Here is a 21,527-nt window from a genome sequence, read left to right as displayed (position 1 = left end):
GGACGGAATCTCGAAGCCGTCCGGGCCGGCTGTCAGATCAATTGAAGTCAGGAGACGGGTATCGTGCCGTCACGACTTTTTTACGTGTATAGAAGTCGACGCTGTCTTTTCCGTTTGCGTGCAATGTGCCGAAGAAAGAAGACTTCCAGCCTGAGAACGGGAAGAATGCCATCGGCGCCGGCACGCCAAGGTTGATGCCGAGCATCCCCGCGTCAATATTTTCACGGAAGTAGCGGATCGCGTTCGCATTTGAAGTGAACAGACACGCGCCGTTCGCAAATTCAGACTGGTTGGCGATGTCCACCGCTTCTTTTAAGTTTTTCACGCGGATGACCGACAGAACGGGCGCAAAGATTTCATCTTTCCAGATCGTCATATCCGTCGTCACGTTGTCAAAAATCGTCGGTCCGACGAAATAGCCGTCTTCCGTTGCGTTTTCACGTCCGTCACAAAGAAGTCTCGCTCCTTCTTCGATGCCTTTTTCAATATAGCTGTGCGTGCGTTTTTTGTTGTCCTCGCGGATGACCGGGCCTAAGAACACGCCGTCATCCAGTCCGTTTCCAATCTTGATGTCCGCTGCTTTTTCCTGTAATTTCGCCATAAACTCATCGGCGATTCCCTCTTCAACCGTCACAACCGCGCATGCCATACAGCGCTCTCCTGCCGAACCGAATGCCGCGCCGATAATGTTTGTCACCGTATCTTCAAGGTGGGCGTCATTTAACACGATCGTATGGTTTTTCGCGCCCGTTAACGCCTGCACGCGTTTCAAATGTTCGCTGCCTTTTTTGAAAACATACTCGCCGACAGGTTTTGAACCGACGAATGAGATGGCTTTAATCTCCGGATGTTCAAGAACGCCGTTTACGACGTCATGCGCGCCGTGCACGACATTGAAGACGCCCTTCGGCAGACCGGCCTGTTCAAACAGCTCTGCCAGTTTTTCCGTTAACAGCGGCGTGCGCTCAGACGGCTTCAGAATGAACGTGTTTCCTAATGAAATCGCCATCGGGAACATCCAGCACGGAACCATCATTGGGAAGTTGAACGGTGCGATACCGCCGACCACCCCGATCGGATAGCGGTAATTCGCCGCCTCTACATCCGTCGCAATAGAGGCAAGTGAATCGCCCATCATGAGTGACGGCGCGCCCGCTGCGAATTCGACGTTTTCAATTCCGCGTCCCACTTCACCGAGTGCTTCTGTCGTGTTTTTACCGTTTTCCAAAGTGATCAGACGGGCAAGCTCTTCTTTGTTCTGCTGGAGAAGCTGCTGATAGTTAAATAGAATTCTCGCACGGCGCGGCACTGCCGTCTTTGACCATGTTTGAAACGCCTCTGACGCTGAGCGGACGGCGTATTCCACATCCTCCCGCGTAGAAATCGGAACCTGGCACATCACTTCTTTTGTAGCCGGATTGACAACGTCTTCATATTGATCTGTCTTACTTTCAACCCATTCACCATTGATGTAGTTTTTCAGTTTTCTGATCTCTGCCATTCTCATTGCCTCCTTAAATAGTAAACATCCTGTTCAGCTGGATAATAACGGATGAATATATTCATCTTTTACATATAAAAGACATGAATTAAACGCTTACAAATGCTAAAATGATGGTGACTCCCAATCTTCCCATGTAAAAGTTGGTCATGTACCGGAAAAAGCAAACGGTTACATCTTTCACTTTTGATTTTACAGGTTATATTTTGGTCATTTCTTGGTTACATTGTAAGCCCAACACATCTTCAAGTCAATCTAAAAAATCAAAATTTTTTCATTATTTTTATCATACTTTTTTGATCGGGAAAACAGGAACTTGGAGAACCGTGTCGAATCGTACGGTGTGAACCCTCTTTTTTATCATTTGTTAAGTAACTATTGATTAACTTCTGGTGTTTATTATATATTTTAATTACTTTAAGAATTCTAGAAGGAGTTTTTTTATGAAACTGATGCGGATTCAGGAGATGGAAGAATACATTCTCAAACACGGAGCCACTTCGCTGGATGAGCTGTGCGAGGTATTCAATGTCTCTAAAAACACGGTCAGACGCGATATTAATAAGCTTGCGGAAAAAGGGGTTATCAAAAAGGTGTACGGCGGCGTGACATCAGCCGAAAAATCTGTGCTCGTCCCTTTTGAGAACCGCACCATTCAACATCAGGATGAAAAAATCAAAATCGCCCGCTATGCGTCACGGTTTATCGAGGATCACGATCTTGTGTTTATTGATTCCGGCACGACGACCAAATCGATGCTGGAGACGCTTGATCCCGATAAGAATGTAACGGTTTTGACGAACAGCCTTGATATTATTAACGCGGCTTCATCCATGAAAAATATCGACCTGATCATCATCGGCAATAACTACAAACGGAAGACAAGGTCGTTTGTCGGCATTGATGATCCGAGCACACTCAATAAATACAACATTAACAAGGCGTTCATGTCCGCTACCGGGACAACGATCACCCACGGCCTGACGAATTCCGACTTACTGGAATACGAGGTGAAAAAGAGAATTTCCGAAAAGGCGAACGAAGTGTATCTGCTCGCGGATCATTCCAAATTCGGCAAATCCACGCTTTTGACATACGCGCCTTTCGACCGGCTTCACAGCATTGTCACTTCTCAACATCTCGATGAGGAATATACGAAGTATTGCCAAGAGCATCAAATCGACATTCACTTGGCATAGCGTTATAGTTAATAGAGAACGCTGCCGTATTTTTCCGGCAGTCGCTATGATATCCAATTTTTTCAGGGGGCGAAAACATGAGCAAAGTAACAATCGGCAAAACTGACCTAAAGGTATTTCCGATCGGTTTGGGAACAAATGCGGTCGGCGGACACAATCTCTATCCGAATCTGAATGAAGAAACGGGAAAAGAATTGGTCCGGGAAGCGATTAAAAGCGGCGTTACCATGTTAGATACCGCCTATATTTACGGTGTGGGCCGTTCTGAAGAATTAATCGGCGAGGTGCTGAAAGAATGCAACCGCAAGGATGTCTTCATCGCCACAAAAGCCGCTCACAGAAAAGAAGGCGATGACTTTGTTTTCGACAACTCACCGGCCTTTTTGAAACAATCGGTCGAAGACAGCTTGAAACGCCTGCAGACTGATTACATCGATTTATTCTACATCCATTTCCCGGATGAGCACACGCCGAAGGACGAAGCCGTTCAAGCGTTGAATGAGCTGAAAAAAGAAGGAAAAATCCGTTCCATCGGCGTATCCAATTTCTCTTTGGAGCAGCTGAAAGAAGCCAATAAAGACGGCTTAGTCGACGTGATTCAAGGAGAATACAACCTGCTGAACCGTGAGGCGGAAAAGACTTTCTTCCCTTATACGACGGAACACGGCATCTCATTCATTCCGTACTTCCCGCTCGTATCCGGACTGCTTGCCGGCAAATACGACGAGAACACAACCTTCCCTGAAGGCGACCTGCGCAATGATCAGGCGCATTTCCAAGGGGAACAGTTTAAAGAAAACATCAAAAAAGTCAACCAGCTCAAACCGATTGCCGAAAAGCACAATGCCGATACGGCGCATATCGTGCTTGCCTGGTACTTGGCGAGACCTGAAATCGATATCCTGATTCCGGGCGCCAAACGCGCGGATCAATTAAAAGACAACATGAAAGCAGCCTCCATTACGCTATCTGCTGAAGAAATCGCGTTTATCGACAAGCTGTTTTCCTAAGAAAAAAAACACGCCTTTTAAAAGGGGCGTGTTTTTTTTATGTTTATATTTTTCTCTTCGGGGAATGAAATAGTTATCTAAATAAACTATTATGCGTTCCAAAAGATGAGGAGGATCATCTGTGAAGAAAAGTACCAAAAAATACCTGATTTACTTTTTCGGAGCATTAGGCGGGCTGCTTTACGGCTATGACACCGGTGTGATTTCAGGGGCTTTGTTATTTATTAACAATGATATTCCTTTAAACACGCTGACCGAGGGATTGGTCGTCAGCATGCTGCTGCTCGGTGCGATTTTCGGGTCCGCCTTAAGCGGGACATGCTCTGACCGATGGGGCCGGAGAAAAGTGGTTTTCGTCCTTTCACTCATTTTTATTATCGGCGCGCTTGCGTGTGCGGCTTCGCAAACCGTCACTATGCTGATTATCTCCCGTGTCATACTCGGGTTAGCCGTCGGCGGCTCAACGGCGCTGGTTCCCGTTTATCTATCTGAGATGGCGCCGACAAAAATACGCGGAACGCTCGGCACATTGAATAACTTAATGATTGTAACCGGAATTTTACTCGCATATATCGTGAATTACATATTCACCCCGTTTGAAGCTTGGCGCTGGATGGTCGGTCTCGCGGCAGTACCGGCGGCGCTTTTATTAATCGGAATCGCGTTTATGCCGGAATCTCCGAGATGGCTCGTCAAACGCGGCCGTGAGCAGGAAGCCAGACAAGTCATGGAAATGACCCACGACAAAGAGGATATCGCTGTTGAATTGGCGGAAATGAAACAAGGTGAAGCTGAGAAAAAAGAATCTACACTCGGCTTGCTGAAAGCCAAATGGATCCGCCCTATGCTGCTGATCGGGATCGGCCTCGCCATCTTTCAGCAGGCGGTCGGTATCAACACGGTGATTTACTATGCGCCGACCATCTTTACAAAGGCCGGACTCGGCACTTCGGCGTCCGTTCTCGGCACGATGGGCATCGGTGTCTTAAACGTCATCATGTGTATCACCGCCATGATCTTAATTGACCGGATCGGCCGGAAAAAACTGCTGATGTGGGGAAGTGTCGGCATTACCTTGAGCCTGGCGTCACTATCAGCCATTCTCCTTCTGGCCGGCCTGTCAGCTTCAACGGCTTGGCTGACCGTGCTGTTTCTCGGCATCTATATCGTTTTCTACCAGGCGACATGGGGTCCCGTTGTGTGGGTCCTGATGCCGGAGCTGTTCCCGTCAAACGCACGCGGAGCCGCAACCGGATTTACGACATTGATTCTGTCGGCAACCAACCTGATCGTTTCACTGGTATTCCCGCTTATGCTGAGCGCCATGGGCATCGGCTGGGTATTCGGAATATTCTCAGTCATTTGCCTCTCATCCTTCTTCTTTGCCGCTTACATCGTTCCCGAAACGAAGGGCAGAAGTTTAGAAGAAATCGAAACGCACTTGAAAAAACGGTTCTCCTTAAAGAAGCGCAGCAAACAAAATCAAATTCTTAAACAGCGCACACTGTAATAAAAAAAGGAATCGCCCCCGCCGGGCGATTCCTTTTTAGCGTCATACCATGACTTTGCAGATGTCATTCGTAAACTCGACCGGATCATGGATCGGCAGCCCTTCAATCAGAAGCGCCTGATTGTACAGCAGGTTTGTGTATAATGCCAGCTTTTCCCGATCTTGTCCGTGCGCGTTCTTTAACGTCTCAAACACTTCGTGGTTCGGGTTGATTTCCAGTACTTTTTCCGCTTTGACCTGCTGGCTGTCAGGCATGGCATTCAACACTTTTTCCATTTCGATCGTCACTTCGCCGTCTGTCGCAAAGCAGACCGGATGAGATTTTAAACGTTTCGATGCTCTGACGTTCTTTACTTTATCCGCAAGAATCTCTTTCATGCTTTCGAACAGGTCTTTATATTCGTTCTCTTCGGCTTCAGTCTGCTTTTCATCTTCGTCACTGTCGATGCCTAAGTCGGCGCTGGATACGGATTTGAACTCTTTTTCCTCATAGCTTGTCAGCATTTTGATCGCGAATTCATCAATATCTTCCGTGAAATATAAAATCTCGTAGCCTTTGTCCGCCACCATTTCGGTTTGCGGCAGCTTTTCAATCCGCTCATATGAATCGCCGGACGCGTAATAGATATATTTTTGATCCTCAGGCATTCTGGACACATATTCGTCCAGAGTGACGAGCTTTTTCTCCTTAGATGAATAGAAGAGAAGCAGATCTTTTAATACGTCTTTATTCGCGCCGAAATCATTATAGACGCCGAATTTCAGCTGTCTGCCGAAAGATTCATAGAAAGATTCGTATTTTTCCCTTTTGTTCTTCAGCAGGCTCTTCAGCTCGGCTTTGATTTTTTTATTGATGTTTTTCGCAATCAGCTTCAGCTGGCGGTCGTGCTGCAGCATCTCTCTGGAAATGTTCAGCGACAGATCCTCAGAATCCACCATGCCTTTTACAAAGCTGAAATGATCCGGAAGCAGGTCGGCGCATTTGTTCATGATCAGCACGCCGTTGGAATACAGCTCCAATCCTTTTTCGAATTCCTTCGTATAATAGTCAAACGGCATGTTTTCCGGAATAAACAAAATCGAATTGTAACGCACCGCTCCATCGACGCTGATATGCACATGGGTCAGCGGTTTATCAAAACCGTAATGCTTCTCGGCGTAAAAAGCCTCGTAATCCTCATCCGTCAGCTCGCTTTTGTTTTTTCTCCAGATCGGCACCATGCTGTTGACCGTCTGTTCTTCCTGAACTTCTTCAAATTCGTTCTCGCTGCCCTCTTTCGGCTTGTTGACCGTCTCTTCCATTTTGATCGGGTAGCGGATAAAATCAGAGTACTTTTTCACGATCGCTTTGATGCGGTAGTTTTCTAAAAACTCATCATAGCTTTCATTTTCTGTGTTTTCTTTTATTTTCAAGGTGATTTCCGTACCGACGGTTTCCTTGTCACACGGCGCGATCGTGTAGCCGGCAGCCCCTTCCGACTCCCACACATACGCCTCGTCACTGCCGAGCGCTTTACTTTTCACCGTGACTTTATCAGCCACCATAAACGCCGCATAAAATCCGACGCCGAACTGGCCGATAATGTCATGGCCGTCTTTCGAGTCATTTTCTTGCTTGAAAGCGAGTGAACCGCTTTTCGCAATCGTGCCGAGATGCTGTTCAAGCTCGTCTTTTGTCATCCCGATACCGGTGTCTGTGACGGTGAGCGTTCTTGCTTCTTTGTCCGCCGTCACTTTTATGTAGTAATTGTCTTGATCAAACGTTAATGAATCATCGGTTAACGCCTTGTAATAGATTTTGTCAATCGCATCGCTCGCGTTGGAAATTAACTCGCGGAGAAAAATTTCCTTCTGCGTGTAAATGGAGTTAATCATCATGTCCAGCAATCGCTTGGATTCTGCTTTAAACTTTTTTTTCCGCACTTCAGATCTCTCCTTTAATTATGCTTTGATGTTATGTAAAATCTTTTCAGCATCTATTTATCATATACAGTGACAATTGTCAACTAGCATTAGCAGATGCATATATTGTAAATTTAACATGTTAATGGATTCATTTCACCCATTTTATCAATAAAAAAGAGAGAATGTTGATCATCCTCTCCTCTCTGCTTCTTTCCGGCGGCCGAATTCCTTCTTCATCCATATGTATGACGGGTAGAAAAACAAACTAAATAAGATAAGAGATCCCAAGTTTCGCAAAGACTCATGCAGAACATTTCTTACAGTGAGAGGAAATGTGATGTCCTGAAATAGAATAGAGATAACGGTGTAAATCACAAATCCCATAGGAACAATGGCATAACAATAAAACGCTATCTCCTTCTTATGCTGTATCTTCAAAATATGCAAACCTCCAATGATGTGTATACATAATATTAACATATTTAATAGGTATTTAGAAACAGACCTCCGTATGTTTATCCCCCTATTCAGCGGGAACAGATATAAAAAAAGGAGGAATCGTAATATGGGAAGATTAACAGACAAAACCGCAATCATCACAGGGGCCGCGACAGGTATCGGACAAGCGACGGCACGGGTTTTCGCCGATGAAGGCGCCCGCGTGATCTGCGGTGACATCAATGAAAGCGAACTGAATGAAACCGTCAGTGCCATCAGAAAAAACGGCGGGGAAGCAGAAGCCTTTCACCTTGATGTATCAGACGAAGAAAACGTAAAGTCTTTTGCGGACGGCATTCAGCGAAAGTACGGAACAATTGATATTCTGTTTAACAATGCCGGTGTTGACCAAGAGGGCGGAAAAGTCCATGAATACCCGGTCGACCTGTTTGACCGGATCATCGCCGTCGATCTGCGCGGCACATTTCTGTGCAGCAAATACCTGATTCCGCTCATGCTCGAAAAAGGAGGCTCCATCATCAACACCTCCTCCATGTCCGGCCGGGCCGCAGACCTTGACCGCTCAGGCTATAACGCCGCAAAAGGCGGAATCACGAACCTGACGAGAGCGATGGCCATTGATTACGCCAGAAGCGGAATCCGCGTCAATTCCTTATCGCCGGGGACGATTGAAACGCCGCTCATTGATAAATTGGCAGGCACGACAGAAGACGAAATGGGCGAAGCGTTCCGTGAAGCCAACAAATGGATCACGCCGCTCGGCCGGCTCGGAAAACCGGAAGAAATGGCAGCCGTCGCGCTCTTCCTCGCTTCAGACGACAGCTCTTACGTCACGGGAGAAGACATCACCGCAGACGGCGGCATCATGGCATACACTTGGCCGGGAAAAATGCTGATTGATAAGAAGTGGAAGGAAGAGACGGAGTGACGGTGAAAAAGAAACAAGCCAGTGCAAAAACACTGGCTGAACAAGCTGAGGGCGGGTTACTTAAACCAGCCCTTTTCCTTTGATCGGGTAATGGCTTCAATTCGATTTTTCACTTCTAATTTATCAAGGATCATCGAAACGTAATTGCGGACTGTGCCGCTTTTAATGCTGAGGGCGCTTGCGATTTCTTTCGTGTTTTTTCCGTCTGCGACAAGCTCGAGCACCTCTTTTTCCCGTTCGGTCAGCGGGTTTTCTTCACTATAGATGTCCTCCATTAATTCAGGTGCGTAGACGCGTCTTCCTTTCATGACGCTGCGGATGGCGCTGACGAGCTCATCGCTCGGGCTGTCCTTGAGCATGTACCCGCTGACGCCTGCTTTTAGCGCCCGCTGAAAATAGCCGGAGCGGGCAAAGGTCGTCAAAATGATGATTTTCACACCGCTGTCCTTGAGTTCTTCTGCCGCTTCAAGGCCTGATTTCCCGGGCATTTCGATATCCATCAGACAGATGTCGGGCGCATGTTTTTCCACGAAATCGATGGCATCCTGGCCGCTTGTGCCTTTGCCGACAACCGTCATATCCTCTTCTAAATTCAACAGCGAACCGAGTGCACCGAGCAGCATTTGCTGATCCTCGGCAATGAAGATGTTGATCATCTGCTACCATCCTTTTCTTTTGATTTTGAATCATTCGGGATTCTCATGGTCAGCTTTGTTCCGGCGGCTGTATCGATGGCTAAACTGCCGTTTGCGAATTCAAGACGTTCCCTCATTCCAAGCAGGCCGTGCCCCTTTGAAAAAAAGCGGTCTTCTTTGCATTGAAAGCTGCCGTCATCTTCTACCGTAATGACAACCTCTTTCCAAAGCTGCTGAATGGTGATGCGGCATACTTTGGCGCCGCTGTGTTTCACGACATTGGTGACGGCTTCTTTAATGCACATGCTGACGATGTTTTCGTTCAGCAAAGAGATATGTTTGGGCGCTTCTTTTTCTTCATACACAAATTCAATTCCTGCCGCTTCAAGAATTTGCCGAACATTGCCGAGCTCATCCTTCAATCGGATGCCTTTCATCGACGAGACAATTTGTCTGACCTCATTTAAGGAGGTGCGGGCCGTCTGCTGAACGCTTTTCAGCTCAGTGCGGGCCTGTTCAGGGTCCTTGTATATCAGCTTTCGGGCGAGGTCGCTTTTCAGTCCGATTAAGGAGAGCTTTTGTCCAAGTGTATCGTGAAGGTCCCGGGCGATGCGCTGCCTTTCTTCCAGCTTCACAAGATCGGCGATTCGCTCATTTGCATATTCTAATTTCTCCTCAAGGCGCTCTCTTGCCTTTCTGCTTCGAATGGTGAGCGGGAGCAGGATGGCACTGATCAGTGTAATGACGATAAACGGAATTTGTGTCAAAAACCACCCTTTTTTCAGAACAAGGCTGAAGTTGACGGCAACCGCCGCACTGATGATATGAATGTAATATAAGATGTAAAAAGGAACTTTGTCTCGGATATGGCCGATGAAGTAGGCGATAAAGAAGGCGAAATAAATATAGCTGAACAGCATAACTGAGCCGGTCGAAATGCCGATCAGAAGAAGCGCCCATAAGTAAAGCGGCCAGCCTTTTGCAACAAATGCAAAGCGGTATGCGCCAAAGAAAACAAGTGTGAAAATGATGCCGGCCACGATGACAAAGGTAGAAGAGCTTTTAAAAATAAAATAAAAAGGCAAGATGAAAAAAATCGTCCATATATAAGGAGAAATCCCATTCAGTTTTTGAAATTTAAAATACTTCTTCATCTTTGTTCCACCTTCTGCTGCTTGTGTCTACCATCACTTTATCAAAACACCGCCTTCATTGCATCCTCACGCATGAAGAGAAGGCCCTTTCTGATAAGAGAAAGAGCCGCGCGCCATATCAGGCATTTTTCTTTAAAGGTTCTTTCGGTACCGGTTGGGGCAGCGGTGTTTTCCGCGCCTCCCGAAAGGTGACAAATTGCTTTTCGTCCTCATCCCACAGACGGAATTTCATGGATTCAAGACTTGTTTTAAGCGTAATGGTCGGTACGTTTTTCAAAGGCTCGTGCCCCTCATGAGCGGCTTCCAGCTTGTAGTTCGGTACTTTCGGGCTTAAGTGGTGGACATGATGGTAACCGATATTGCCCGTCAGCCATTGCAAAAGCTTCGGAAGCTTGTAAAAGGAGCTTCCTTCTACCGCGGCCTGCACATAATCCCAATGCTCATCGGCTTCAAAATAAGAATCCTCAAACGTGTGCTGAACATAAAAGAGCCAGACGCCGATTGACCCCGAAATAAGGAAAATCGGACCCTGAACAAGCAAAAAGTTTTCCCAGCCGACAAGCAGGCACGTCGCAGCAGCCAATAAGACAATCGCCGCGTTCGTGAAATAGGTGTTCCAGCGCTCCTTGCGGCGGGCGCCTTTTACATTGAAACGGTTTTTAATCAGAAATACGTAAATCGGGCCGAGAATAAACATAATAAACGGATTGCGATAAAGTCTGTAGCGTACTTTTGTCCAAGCTGACGCTTCGTTATATTCCTTGACGGTCATCATCCAAATATCGCCGGTGCCCCGTTTATCTAAGTTGCTGCTCGTCGCATGATGAATGGAGTGGCTGCGCTGCCATTGAAGGAACGGAAACAGTGTCAGCACACCTGAAATAAACCCGAACAGCCGGTTCAGCTTCTTTTGTTTGAAAAAGGATTGATGGCAGCAGTCGTGGAAAATAATAAAGATTCTTGTCAAAAATCCCGCTGCTATAACAGTAAAGGCGAGGGTCAGAAGATAGGAGACATTGAGGCTGAAGTAAGCAAGAAACCAAAGGGCAAAAAACGGCACAAACGTGTTGAAAAGCTGAATGACACTATGCTTTGTATCGGCGCCGGAAAATGCGGCAACCTGCTTTTTTAAAGACGCTTGTTTTTGAGTTGCGGCGTGATTGATCATGAATGTCATGTCCCTTCTTTTTCATTATGATCCCAAGTATAACGGGGCGCCAGACGCTTTTGTAGTAGCAGCCATCATGCCTCGAATATGACATTTGTCATGTTTGGCGGCAGAATGCTGATCAGGCATCATATGGAAGGTATCTTTTTTATAAGAGATAAAGCCGGACACTTCATATCGGCACTTCTCAAAGAAAACAGCAAAAAAGAACCCCGCCTGTTTTCGGAGTTCTTTTTCATCATCCTCACAGCAAAATCACCCGATACTTCTTCACATCCAAAAACTGCAGAAACTCCCGGGCCAGCATGTCCGGCGCGTGGTCTTTTCCTTCATGAAGACGATATTGAATCAAGCCGACGAGCATGGACGCGACATAGTATGCATAGAGCTTTTTCCCCGCCTGAATGTGCAGAGGCTGATGAAGATAAAACGATTGCAGCGCTCTGAACATTTCTGGAATGACGTCAGGCACTCCCGAACCCTCTCTCAGAAAATGAACGAGCGGCAGGCCGTCCGACAGTGCCGAAAAGAGACGGACGAGCGCGGCTTCCGCTTCTTCCATGGAGCAATCGGCAGGCTCTCCTTTTACCGTCAATAATCCGATCAGATCCCGGCATGATTGATGGATGATCGTTTTCAGCAATGCTTCTTTGTTGGCGTAATGGTCATAAAAAGTGGCACGGCGGAGGTTGCTTTGACGGGCAATATCGGAAATCGTAATCGCCGCGTACTCTTTTTTTTCCGCCATTAAGCCGATCATGGCTTCTTGCAAGGCCTGCCTCGTCCGGGTCACCCGGCGGTCGGCGGGCTTTTTTTCTTCTTGTTCCGGCACCCGGCGGCCAAACAGCCAGTAAAATCGTTTTTGAGAAATTAAATCCCACACCTGTCCGCTGATCGCTTCCGGGGATGCCCCGGGCTCCTCATTCAGCCAGTACAACACAATGGCATACGTGTATAAAGCGCGGTAATGAATGTACATATCCTGTTCAGTCGGTGAGAAATCCGCATTGACCGGTGACAGCAGCACATCATGCCGGAACACATCTTTTAAAAAAGCATGAAAGTGAAAATACGGCATTTTATGACGGTCCATCATCGTTTGAAAAAACTCCCGGTGCCGGTCAACAAAAGACAGGGTCGGATGCACTTTTTGCCATCCGCCATGTAAATGAAGCACATCTTTATTCTTCAGCGAATCATACAGCGCTTCGCTCAGCCCGTCTTTCATTTCTTCCTCTATATCCTCTAAAATCGCATATTTATCCTCGTAATAAAGGTACAGTGTCCCCCGGCTCACATGCGACCGTTCGGCAATGTCCTTCATGGTCACACGGCGGATATCCCGCTCTCCAAGCATGGCCAAAAGCGCTTGTTTGATGTCAGTTGTCACAGAATCCGGCATAAGAGACACTCCTTTCATTAGACAGATCACCGCAATATGTACGGTAACGTATAGATGTGTTTACGCTGTCTTTGCCCCAAAAACACATCACATTATAATAGGCCCTGAAGAAACAAAAAAGCAACCAGAGGAGGAAGACCGATGGATCAGCATATAAAAGCAGACATCAAACGCGTCTTTGAGCTTCAGAAAAAAAATCAAAAAACGCTGCGTGCTTCAACAGCCGGGCAGCGCAGAGAAAAGCTTCAGCGCTTTTTAGATGCCGTCACCGCACATGAAGAAGAAATCATCGAGGCGATCAGACGGGACGTCCGCAAGCCTTATCATGAGGTGAAAAGAGCGGAAACGCAGGGAACGATCAAGGCGATTAAAGATAATATGAACAATCTCGACACCTGGATGGCGCCGAAACGCGTCGGCTCATCCGTCAGCCCCGACGCTGACGGCGTATTAATGTACGAGCCAAAAGGCGTCACCTTAATTCTCGGCCCATGGAATTATCCGTTTATGCTGACGATGGCTCCGCTTGCGGCTGCCATTGCGGCCGGCAACAGCGCGATTGTGAAGCTGTCCGATTTTACGATGGAGACGAGCCATATCGCCGCGACAGTTATTCGCGAGGCATTTCAAGAAGAAGAAGTCGCCATTTTTGAAGGTGAGGTCGATGTCGCCACAGAACTGCTCGACCAGCCGTTTGACCACATTTTCTTCACCGGAAGCACGAATGTCGGTAAAATCGTCATGACGGCAGCGGCGAAGCACTTGTCGTCCGTCACGCTTGAGCTTGGCGGAAAGAGTCCGACGATCATCGACAGCGGCTATGATTTGATGGACGCGGCGAAAAAAATCGCCGTCGGCAAATTTGTCAATGCGGGGCAAACATGTATCGCACCTGACTATCTCCTTATGAAGAAAGAAGTGCAGAGCACCTTTACAGATCTCCTGCAAACCATTGTCAATGCAGGTTTTATGGAGGATGATCATACGGTTGACCGCAACAAATTCACGCAGATTGTCAACGACCGCAACTTTAACCGTGTCAAAGCCCTGTATGATGATGCCATTGAAAAAGGGGCGAAAACGGCGTTCGGCGGCGTATTCGATGCGCATGACCGCACGATTTCTCCGACCGTGCTGACAAACGTCACGCCTGATATGAAGATCATGCAGGAAGAAATCTTCGCACCGATTCTGCCGATTATGAATTACGAAGATATCAGTGAAGCCGTTGATTACATCACTGAACGGGACAAGCCCCTTGCCTTGTATGTATTCAGCCATAATCAGGAGCTGATCGATTATGTTCTGCAGCATACGACGTCCGGCAATGCTTCTGTCAATGATGTCGTCGTTCATTTCACTGACGTCAACCTTCCGTTCGGCGGTGTCAATACGAGCGGGATCGGTTCATATCACGGTGTGTACGGCTTTAAAGAATTTTCTCATGAAAAAGGCGTATTTATTCAAGCCTCTAAATAAAAAAAGAATCCGCGCAGACGACGCGGATTCTTTTTTATTATTTTTTTGCTCCGAATGCGAGCAGTTTCGTATAAGTGCCGACATAGAGCGTGCCGTCTTCAGCCAGAACCGGGGAGGAAATGACATTGCTGTCTGTTTGATAGCGCCATTTTTCATTACCGTCAGCGTCAACCGCATAGACGTTTTTATCGTCAGAACCGAAGTACACATTGCCGTCCGCATCAATCAGCGGCGCCGTTCTCACAGGCCCGTCCGTATAGAAAGACCAGTTCATATTGCCGGTTTTGCTGATGGAAAACAGCTCGCCGCTTCCGGAACCGATATACACATTGCCGTTATGGTCGATCGCTAATGAAGAGCTGGAGAAACCGTTTAACGGGAACGTCCACTTTACAGCACCTGTTGATGTATAGGCGTATAAGTTGCCGTCCTGGTTTCCGGCGTAAACGGTGCCGTCTCTATCAATAACCGGATAGCCTTTAAACCCGTTGGACGTCGTTTTTGACCATTTCACTTGGCCCGTTCCGGAATTGATCGCGTAAAAGATATTATTGTACGTTGCCGTATACAGCGTGCCGTTTGACGCTAACACGGGAGCGGAGCCGACCACGCCGTTTGTTTTAAACTTCCACTTTTGCGTCCATGTCGAAGGCGACGTCGGTTTAATCGCATAGATATAGTTATCCAGCGTCGACACATACAGCGTGCCGTCAGAGCCGATAGCCGCATCGGAACTAGGCGCTCCGCTCAGCGGAACCGATGTTAAAATGTTTCCGGTTTCTTTGTCGATGAAATATAGTTTTTTATCGTGAGAAGGAAGATAAATGACACCGTTTGTTCCGAGCACCGGAGTCAGCGTATAGGTCGTCCCGAGGTTTTCCGTCACCCATTTCACAGTACCGTCCGGATGATACGCCGTCAGCTTCCCGTCTTTTGATTGAATAAATACGGTGCCGTCCCCGTCAACCGCGGCTCCCGCACCGTTTTGAGGATTGGCCGGAACATTCTTTTCCCATTTTAATGCGCCATCGGCAGTGCTTGTAAACCGGCTTTCTCTTGACCAGTTGAACATCGTCGGAGACATCGCCTGCGCGTCATACCGTCCCGCCAAGAAACCGGATGCCGCATGATTTTGTTTAAATACCGTTTCCGCAGCTTGAGCAGCCGCCGGATGCAGCCATTTTGCCCCCGGCAGATCAGAAACCGCTCCCACAGATAAAGCCGCAGCAACCGCAGCGCCGGCCGCCAATGTTTTCATTCGCAATGAAGCTGTCTTTTTTTTCAATGTCAGTTCCTCCCGTTTCTATTAAAAGCTGCTATATCACTTTGATCATACCATAATTAACCTATGAAATATTTGTATTTTCGGCAGATTTATAGAACAAATGTCACATAGCCTGCTGATGCTTCGGGGATGATCGAAACGCGGCAATATACCACACCACGTTGACGATAAAAGCCGCGCCTGACCAAACGAGAAGACCGTAATAAAGAGACAGCTCCTGCCCTAAGGAAATTGCGGTCAATAACGTCACCAACAAGACAGCCGCGCAAATGATAAACCCGATTCCGCAAAAAACGGCCATGATGATTTTCATGACACGAATACCGAGAATATACATAATGAGCGGGACCGCATATATAACAAGGATCTGGCCGACGGCGGCCCACATGCCCGCGGAATTAAAACGATTCGCGTTCGGCCCCGTTTCCGCAAGCGGAGAAAGCGAGACGAGGACCGGCAATAAACAAAACAGCAGAGCGGAAAGCAAGGTCACCGCAACCGTATTTTTTTCTTTTGATTCATGTGAATATCCTCCTGACAATAACCCGGCTTTTTTACCGGTAATCTGATAATATGTTATATTTTAGCACGGTTTTTACTTAATTTGAGAATGTTTTGTCAAAAACGAATTTACAAATCCAGAAAAATAGATATAATAAACGTTATGGAACCGATATTGATTCATAAAGCGTTATCTAACAAAACACGAAGTGATATTATGACGTGGCTTAAACACCCGGAGGACCATTTTGATGAAAAACCTTACCTTGATCAGGGACTCAGCTTCCGCACCGGAATTTGCGTCGGTGATATTCAGGCAAAGTCGGGGCTTGCGCAGTCCGTCATCTCCAGCTACCTGCTGACCATGCAAAAAGCCGGCCTGCTGGAATCCGAACGAATCGGAAAATGGACCTATTACAGAAGGAATGAAAAACAAATTAAAGCCTTTGCTGACTATGTTCAGCACCAGCTATAACCATGAAAGGAGGTTTTTTTTGTTCTAACATATCTATTTTTCTGTATATGTAGTTATAAAAGGAGGCATACATAACAATGAAAAAAAGCAGCTCCATCTTCATTCTGTTTTTGGCATTAGGGGTTTTCGGAACTATCACGACTGAAATGGGCATTATCGGCGTTCTTCCGCAAGTGGCGGACAGATTTCATATTTCTGCTTCAAAAGCGGGGTGGCTTGTCAGTATTTTCGCGTTCATCGTCGCTGTGTCGGGACCGTTTTTAACCTTGCTTGCTTCAGGTATAAACCGGAAATACATTCTGCTTTTGGCGGTGCTGATGTTTGCCGTTTCAAATGCGGTCTACGCGTATACGGCGCATTTCAGTGTCATGCTGGCGTTTCGGATCATTCCGGCTTTATGCCACCCGGTGTTCTTTTCTGTAGCGCTTGCGGCCGCGGCCCGGCTTGTCCCCGCCGGCCAATCCGGAAAAGCCGTAACGAAAGTCTTTTCAGGCATCACCGCCGGCTTTGCGTTCGGCGTGCCTTTCACGTCTTATCTGGCGGATCGTCTCTCCCTTGAATCAGCATTCCTATTCGGCGCTATCATCAGTCTCATCGCATTCACAGGTATTCTTCTCTTTTTGCCATCCATGCCGGTCACAGAAAACATGTCTTTCAGAAGCCAGCTCGGCATCCTTCGCAAGCCGGTCTTGTGGCTTAATATCGCTGCCGTCACCTGTCTCTTTGCGGCCATGTTTTCTGTCTACAGCTATTTTGCGGAGTACCTCGGACGGGTGTCCCATATGAACGGCACATGGGTCAGCTTCATGCTGATGAGCTTCGGAGTGATTATGATAGCCGGGAATTTCGTCTTCGGCGCTTTGTTATATAAAAATATGAAAAAGACCGTCATCCTGTTTCCGCTTCTTTATACAGCCGCCTACTTGCTCATATACGGGTTTGGGACGTCTTTCGCGCCGATGGCCGTCCTCGTCTTCGTATGGGGCGCCGTTCATTCCGGCGGGCTCATTGTCAGCCAGACATGGCTTACTGCGGAAGCAAAGGAGGCCCCCGAATTCGGCAACAGCCTGTTTGTCTCTTTTTCCAACCTCGGCATCACCATCGGAACGGCGGCGGGCGGCTGGTTTATTTCCCATTTGGGAATCCATCAGCTGATGTGGTGCGGCATCATGTTTGCCCTTCTGGCTTTCGGACTGATCATGGGACGCTTGGCATGGGGAAAGAGGCTGCTCGCAGAAGCTTAAGCTCCGTTGCAAAATCCGGAATGATTACGTATAATATTCCAGATTAAAGCAAGGGAGAGAAAAAGATACATGGAAAGACCGGCAGGATTTTGGATTCGGTTTCTGGCTTACGTCATTGATCAAATCATCATAGGAATTCCGATTTTTATCATTCAATTTATGGTCTCTTTTTTATTTGCGGCAGGCGTTGCGGCGGCTGACCCCTTCATGACCGAAAATCAGTTTAACATCTCTTTTCTGGTGTTCGGCGTCATCCCGATTCTTGCGAGCTCTTTTGTGATCAGTATCTTATATTTCAGCCTGCTCACGGCCTCAAAGATGCAGGGGACACTGGGAAAAGCATTGCTAGGCCTTAAGGTCGTCAATGAAGATGGCGGACGCATTTCCATCGGCCAGGCCTTCGGACGCGCTTTCGCATATATCATATCTAAGCTCATTCTTTATATCGGATTCATCATGGGCGCCTTCGGAGAGAAAAAAACGCTGCACGACATCATGTGCAGCACCCGTGTTGTCTATAAATAATGACCTCAAGTCCGGGCCTTTTGAGCCCGGGCTTTTTTATGACGGCTGTGCCCGCCTGATGTCAATGCCGCCCTTTCCGTCAGCCTCAATGCGGATCGTCCCGTTCACAATAACAGACAGCGGATGGAACTCCGCATGCTGATCAGAAAAAATCCAGCGGCGGCCGCTCGGCCCTAAAAGCAAAAACGCCCCGTCATTGTAATCACCCATAAAATGAAACCCGTTTTCACTAAGAGGCGCATGCTTTCTCACCGGAATGCCGAAACGCTGCAGCTCCCTCCCGGTTGATACGACCTCGGCAGCCGTCAGATTCACCTCACCGATATTCAGAATGGACTCAATCGAAAAACGTTCCGCGCTTGGCGGCGATGTGTCTCTCGCGATGAATTCCGCCAGATTGTTGGACGGATCTTTGAAATAAAAGGAACGCGCCTGAATATGAGAGAAATACACCTCATCCTCCCCATCTTCCGTTTGAAAAACGACTTTATCCTTTATCCACGCCTTCGCCTCATCAAAACGATTATTCGGAATGTTAAACGCAAAATGATACGTCGGTTGAGAGTGAGAATCGGCGCGCCTGAATTCCAACTCACTTTCTCCCGCCTTGATGGTAAACGAATCACCGGACTCATCAATTAAAGGAAAACCTAACACCCGTTCATAGAAGTGTTTCGTCTCCTCCAACGCACAACTGTACAAAGTAATGTTATTTATTTGCATGATCATACCCCCTTTGGTTTATACTGCCATATAGAAGGGTTGATTCCTACTGTTTCGATTCACCAATTGAGAATCCCCCTTTCGCCCGGCGCTAAACATGACAAACAGCGCCAAACCGCTTATACCAGGCGTTTTTTAACGTCTGAAGCAAAAAAAGCAGAAAATAATACCCCATATAGCTTGACAAAAAATAAATGTTATTTAATAATCTATATATAATTAGAATTATTATTGAAAGATAAAGTGAATGCTTTGTCTTTTTAATATATTTCAAATCACATTTCAGGAGGAAGATATTATGTCTTTAATCGGAAAAGAAGTACTGCCATTCGAAGCAAAAGCTTTCAAAAACGGTGAATTCATCGATGTAACAAACGAAGATTTGAAAGGTCAATGGAGCGTTTTCTGCTTCTACCCAGCGGATTTCTCTTTCGTTTGCCCGACTGAACTTGAAGATCTTCAAGGACAATACGCTGCACTGAAAGAATTAGGTGTTGAAGTATACTCTGTTTCTACAGATACTCACTTCGTACACAAAGGCTGGCATGACAGCTCTGAAAAAATCGGCAAAATCACTTACGCAATGATCGGTGACCCATCTCAAACGATCTCCCGCAACTTCGACGTTCTTGACGAAGAAACTGGTCTTGCTGACCGCGGAACATTCATCATCGATCCTGATGGCGTCATCCAAACAGTTGAAATCAATGCAGGCGGTATCGGCCGTGACGCAAGCAACCTTGTAAACAAAGTAAAAGCAGCTCAATACGTTCGTCAAAACCCAGGTGAAGTCTGCCCGGCTAAATGGGAAGAAGGCGGCGAAACACTTACACCTAGCCTTGATTTGGTAGGTAAAATCTAAGGAGTGCATTCCATTGGTACTTGACGCAAATATCAAAGCACAATTAAATCAATACATGCAGCTAATTGAGAACGACATTGTTCTCAAAGTAAGCGCCGGTGACGATGACACTTCTAAGGACATGCTGGCTCTCGTTGACGAGCTGGCTTCCATGTCATCTAAAATTTCAGTTGAAAAAACTGAATTAAACAGAACACCGAGTTTCAGCGTTAATCGTACCGGAGAAGACACAGGCGTTACATTCGCCGGTGTTCCTCTCGGCCACGAATTTACATCATTAGTGCTGGCATTGCTTCAAGTCAGCGGCAGAGCGCCTAAGGCTGATCAAAAGGTCATTGACCAGATTAAGAACATCAGCGGAGAATACCGCTTTGAGTCTTATATCAGCCTGACGTGCCACAACTGCCCTGATGTCGTCCAAGCATTAAACATGATGAGCGTGCTCAACCCGAATATCACACATACAATGATTGACGGCGCGGCATTCAAAGAAGAAGTAGAAAGCAAAAACATTATGGCTGTTCCGACTGTTTTCTTAAACGGTGAATCTTTCGGAAGCGGCCGTATGACCATCGAAGAGATTCTCGCGAAAATGGGCAGCGGCGCAGATGCGTCTGAGTTTGCCGACAAAGAGCCATTTGACGTTCTTGTTGTCGGCGGCGGACCTGCCGGCGCAAGCGCGGCGATCTACACGGCGCGTAAAGGCATCCGCACCGGTGTCGTCGCTGAACGCTTCGGCGGCCAGGTACTCGACACCATGAGCATCGAGAACTTCATCAGCGTCAAAGCGACTGAAGGACCGAAGCTCGCCGCAAGCCTTGAAGAGCACGTGAAAGATTATGATATTGACGTCATGAACCTTCAGCGTGCGAAACGCCTTGAGAAAAAAGACCTCTTCGAACTTGAACTTGAAAACGGCGCTGTACTGAAAAGTAAAACAGTGATCCTTTCAACAGGTGCCCGCTGGCGCAATGTCAACGTACCTGGTGAGCAAGAGTTCAAAAACAAAGGTGTTGCATACTGCCCGCACTGTGACGGACCATTGTTTGAAGGCAAAGACGTAGCGGTTATCGGCGGCGGAAACTCCGGAATCGAAGCGGCGATTGACCTTGCAGGTATCGTCAATCACGTGACTGTGCTGGAATTCGCGCCTGAACTGAAAGCAGACGAAGTCCTGCAAAAACGTCTTTACAGCCTGCCAAACGTCACTGTGCACAAAAATGCACAAACGAAAGAAATCACTGGCGATCAAAACGTAAACGGCATTACGTTCGTTGACCGTGAAACAGGCGAAGAAAAACACGTTGAACTTCAAGGTGTATTCGTCCAAATCGGTCTCGTGCCTAATACAGAATGGTTAGACGAAACTGTCGAACGCAACCGCATCGGCGAAATCATCGTCGATAAGAGCGGCGCGACAAGCGTTCCCGGCCTATTTGCCGCAGGGGACTGCACAGACGGCCCGTACAACCAAATCATTATCTCCATGGGATCAGGTGCAACTGCCGCTTTAGGCGCATTTGATTATTTGATCCGGAATTAATGTGAAAGCCGCCATTCAT

The 21,527-nt window shown here is 47.2% G+C and carries 20 protein-coding genes; 10 read left to right on the top strand and 10 right to left on the bottom strand.

Going from position 1 to position 21,527, the window contains the following annotated elements; translation table 11 throughout:
* Positions 1 to 37: 37 nt before the first annotated feature.
* Positions 38 to 1,501, bottom strand: coding sequence for a methylmalonate-semialdehyde dehydrogenase (iolA, locus tag CXL14_RS04130; protein ID WP_045209395.1), 1,464 nt, complete (start codon positions 1,499 to 1,501; stop codon positions 38 to 40).
* A gap of 443 nt (positions 1,502 to 1,944) precedes the next feature.
* Between iolA and CXL14_RS04125 the strand changes: the two genes are divergently transcribed.
* From CXL14_RS04125 to CXL14_RS04115, 3 genes are all read left to right on the top strand, one after another.
* Positions 1,945 to 2,700: a DeoR/GlpR family DNA-binding transcription regulator gene (locus CXL14_RS04125; protein WP_014419296.1), complete on the top strand. Its 756-nt coding sequence runs from the start codon at positions 1,945 to 1,947 to the stop codon at positions 2,698 to 2,700.
* A gap of 77 nt (positions 2,701 to 2,777) precedes the next feature.
* Entirely contained in the window at positions 2,778 to 3,710 is a 933-nt protein-coding gene (locus tag CXL14_RS04120) for an aldo/keto reductase (RefSeq protein WP_014419297.1), read from the top strand.
* Positions 3,711 to 3,831: 121 nt separating this feature from the next.
* A complete protein-coding gene (locus CXL14_RS04115; protein WP_014419298.1) occupies positions 3,832 to 5,220 on the top strand; it encodes a sugar porter family MFS transporter in 1,389 nt (462 codons plus the stop codon).
* A gap of 42 nt (positions 5,221 to 5,262) precedes the next feature.
* Here CXL14_RS04115 and htpG read toward each other — a convergent pair whose 3' ends face one another.
* A complete protein-coding gene (gene htpG, locus CXL14_RS04110) occupies positions 5,263 to 7,143 on the bottom strand; it encodes a molecular chaperone HtpG (RefSeq protein ID WP_014419299.1) in 1,881 nt (626 codons plus the stop codon).
* A 171-nt stretch (positions 7,144 to 7,314) separates the two neighbouring features.
* Positions 7,315 to 7,563, bottom strand: a complete 249-nt coding sequence (locus CXL14_RS20375) for a hypothetical protein (RefSeq protein WP_014306134.1) — start codon at positions 7,561 to 7,563, stop codon at positions 7,315 to 7,317.
* A gap of 127 nt (positions 7,564 to 7,690) precedes the next feature.
* Between CXL14_RS20375 and CXL14_RS04100 the strand changes: the two genes are divergently transcribed.
* Positions 7,691 to 8,512 (top strand): SDR family oxidoreductase, encoded by an 822-nt coding sequence (locus CXL14_RS04100; RefSeq protein ID WP_014419300.1) that lies wholly within the window; start codon positions 7,691 to 7,693, stop codon positions 8,510 to 8,512.
* Between the two features lie 56 nt (positions 8,513 to 8,568).
* Here CXL14_RS04100 and CXL14_RS04095 read toward each other — a convergent pair whose 3' ends face one another.
* The 4 genes from CXL14_RS04095 to CXL14_RS04075 all read right to left on the bottom strand — a co-directional run bounded on the left by CXL14_RS04095 (position 8,569) and on the right by CXL14_RS04075 (position 12,871).
* Positions 8,569 to 9,168, bottom strand: a complete 600-nt coding sequence (locus CXL14_RS04095) for a response regulator transcription factor (protein ID WP_014419301.1) — start codon at positions 9,166 to 9,168, stop codon at positions 8,569 to 8,571.
* Positions 9,165 to 10,301 carry a sensor histidine kinase gene (locus CXL14_RS04090; protein WP_014419302.1) on the bottom strand — a complete coding sequence of 379 codons (1,137 nt, stop codon included), beginning with the start codon at positions 10,299 to 10,301 and terminating at the stop codon, positions 9,165 to 9,167. The genes CXL14_RS04095 and CXL14_RS04090 overlap by 4 nt, the downstream gene beginning before the upstream one ends.
* Before the next feature lie 118 nt (positions 10,302 to 10,419).
* A complete protein-coding gene (locus CXL14_RS04085; RefSeq protein ID WP_014419303.1) occupies positions 10,420 to 11,469 on the bottom strand; it encodes a Delta(5) desaturase DesA in 1,050 nt (349 codons plus the stop codon).
* 244 nt (positions 11,470 to 11,713) lie between these two features.
* Positions 11,714 to 12,871, bottom strand: coding sequence for a TetR/AcrR family transcriptional regulator (locus CXL14_RS04075; RefSeq protein WP_014419304.1), 1,158 nt, complete (start codon positions 12,869 to 12,871; stop codon positions 11,714 to 11,716).
* Positions 12,872 to 13,012: 141 nt separating this feature from the next.
* Here CXL14_RS04075 and CXL14_RS04070 point away from each other — a divergent pair, with 141 nt between their 5' ends.
* Entirely contained in the window at positions 13,013 to 14,350 is a 1,338-nt protein-coding gene (locus tag CXL14_RS04070; protein ID WP_014419305.1) for an aldehyde dehydrogenase family protein, read from the top strand.
* A gap of 37 nt (positions 14,351 to 14,387) precedes the next feature.
* On the opposite strand, the gene CXL14_RS04065 is transcribed toward CXL14_RS04070, so the two are convergent.
* Together CXL14_RS04065 and CXL14_RS04060 are read right to left on the bottom strand one after the other, a co-directional pair.
* A complete protein-coding gene (locus CXL14_RS04065; RefSeq protein WP_089072494.1) occupies positions 14,388 to 15,608 on the bottom strand; it encodes an outer membrane protein assembly factor BamB family protein in 1,221 nt (406 codons plus the stop codon).
* 130 nt (positions 15,609 to 15,738) lie between these two features.
* Complete coding sequence (locus CXL14_RS04060) at positions 15,739 to 16,176, bottom strand: DUF5391 family protein (protein WP_101287695.1); 438 nt, start codon at positions 16,174 to 16,176, stop codon at positions 15,739 to 15,741.
* 123 nt (positions 16,177 to 16,299) lie between these two features.
* Between CXL14_RS04060 and CXL14_RS04055 the strand changes: the two genes are divergently transcribed.
* From CXL14_RS04055 to CXL14_RS04045, 3 genes are all read left to right on the top strand, one after another.
* Positions 16,300 to 16,611, top strand: a complete 312-nt coding sequence (locus tag CXL14_RS04055) for an ArsR/SmtB family transcription factor (protein WP_014722059.1) — start codon at positions 16,300 to 16,302, stop codon at positions 16,609 to 16,611.
* Positions 16,612 to 16,688: 77 nt separating this feature from the next.
* Positions 16,689 to 17,855 carry an MFS transporter gene (locus tag CXL14_RS04050; protein ID WP_014419309.1) on the top strand — a complete coding sequence of 389 codons (1,167 nt, stop codon included), beginning with the start codon at positions 16,689 to 16,691 and terminating at the stop codon, positions 17,853 to 17,855.
* Between the two features lie 69 nt (positions 17,856 to 17,924).
* Complete coding sequence (locus CXL14_RS04045; RefSeq protein ID WP_014419310.1) at positions 17,925 to 18,380, top strand: RDD family protein; 456 nt, start codon at positions 17,925 to 17,927, stop codon at positions 18,378 to 18,380.
* Between the two features lie 36 nt (positions 18,381 to 18,416).
* Here the strand turns inward: CXL14_RS04045 and CXL14_RS04040 are convergent, their stop codons facing one another.
* Entirely contained in the window at positions 18,417 to 19,103 is a 687-nt protein-coding gene (locus tag CXL14_RS04040) for a VOC family protein (protein WP_014419311.1), read from the bottom strand.
* A 298-nt stretch (positions 19,104 to 19,401) separates the two neighbouring features.
* On the opposite strand from CXL14_RS04040, the gene ahpC reads away from it, so the two are divergent.
* A complete protein-coding gene (ahpC, locus tag CXL14_RS04035; RefSeq protein WP_004393188.1) occupies positions 19,402 to 19,965 on the top strand; it encodes an alkyl hydroperoxide reductase subunit C in 564 nt (187 codons plus the stop codon).
* Between the two features lie 13 nt (positions 19,966 to 19,978).
* Positions 19,979 to 21,508, top strand: a complete 1,530-nt coding sequence (gene ahpF / locus CXL14_RS04030) for an alkyl hydroperoxide reductase subunit F (protein WP_007614902.1) — start codon at positions 19,979 to 19,981, stop codon at positions 21,506 to 21,508.
* The last annotated feature ends 19 nt before the right edge of the window (positions 21,509 to 21,527 follow it).

The sequence above is a fragment of the Bacillus sp. SJ-10 genome, from assembly GCF_002843505.1.
GTDB classification, from domain to species: Bacteria; Bacillota; Bacilli; order Bacillales; family Bacillaceae; genus Bacillus; species Bacillus velezensis.
The sequence above is the reverse complement of the archived record's forward strand: the minus strand, read 5'-3'. Positions and strand labels throughout refer to the sequence as shown.

What these genes read in the sequence shown, in the direction of transcription:
- iolA (WP_045209395.1), bottom strand. Translation starts at nt 1,501, where the DNA reads ATGGCAGAGATCAGAAAACTGAAAAACTACATCAATGGTGAATGGGTT.
- CXL14_RS04125 (WP_014419296.1), top strand. Translation starts at nt 1,945, where the DNA reads ATGAAACTGATGCGGATTCAGGAGATGGAAGAATACATTCTCAAACAC.
- CXL14_RS04120 (WP_014419297.1), top strand. Translation starts at nt 2,778, where the DNA reads ATGAGCAAAGTAACAATCGGCAAAACTGACCTAAAGGTATTTCCGATC.
- CXL14_RS04100 (WP_014419300.1), top strand. Translation starts at nt 7,691, where the DNA reads ATGGGAAGATTAACAGACAAAACCGCAATCATCACAGGGGCCGCGACA.
- CXL14_RS04095 (WP_014419301.1), bottom strand. Translation starts at nt 9,168, where the DNA reads ATGATCAACATCTTCATTGCCGAGGATCAGCAAATGCTGCTCGGTGCA.
- CXL14_RS04090 (WP_014419302.1), bottom strand. Translation starts at nt 10,301, where the DNA reads ATGAAGAAGTATTTTAAATTTCAAAAACTGAATGGGATTTCTCCTTAT.
- CXL14_RS04085 (WP_014419303.1), bottom strand. Translation starts at nt 11,469, where the DNA reads ATGATCAATCACGCCGCAACTCAAAAACAAGCGTCTTTAAAAAAGCAG.
- CXL14_RS04075 (WP_014419304.1), bottom strand. Translation starts at nt 12,871, where the DNA reads ATGCCGGATTCTGTGACAACTGACATCAAACAAGCGCTTTTGGCCATG.
- CXL14_RS04070 (WP_014419305.1), top strand. Translation starts at nt 13,013, where the DNA reads ATGGATCAGCATATAAAAGCAGACATCAAACGCGTCTTTGAGCTTCAG.
- CXL14_RS04065 (WP_089072494.1), bottom strand. Translation starts at nt 15,608, where the DNA reads ATGAAAACATTGGCGGCCGGCGCTGCGGTTGCTGCGGCTTTATCTGTG.
- CXL14_RS04055 (WP_014722059.1), top strand. Translation starts at nt 16,300, where the DNA reads ATGGAACCGATATTGATTCATAAAGCGTTATCTAACAAAACACGAAGT.
- CXL14_RS04050 (WP_014419309.1), top strand. Translation starts at nt 16,689, where the DNA reads ATGAAAAAAAGCAGCTCCATCTTCATTCTGTTTTTGGCATTAGGGGTT.
- CXL14_RS04045 (WP_014419310.1), top strand. Translation starts at nt 17,925, where the DNA reads ATGGAAAGACCGGCAGGATTTTGGATTCGGTTTCTGGCTTACGTCATT.
- CXL14_RS04040 (WP_014419311.1), bottom strand. Translation starts at nt 19,103, where the DNA reads ATGCAAATAAATAACATTACTTTGTACAGTTGTGCGTTGGAGGAGACG.
- ahpC (WP_004393188.1), top strand. Translation starts at nt 19,402, where the DNA reads ATGTCTTTAATCGGAAAAGAAGTACTGCCATTCGAAGCAAAAGCTTTC.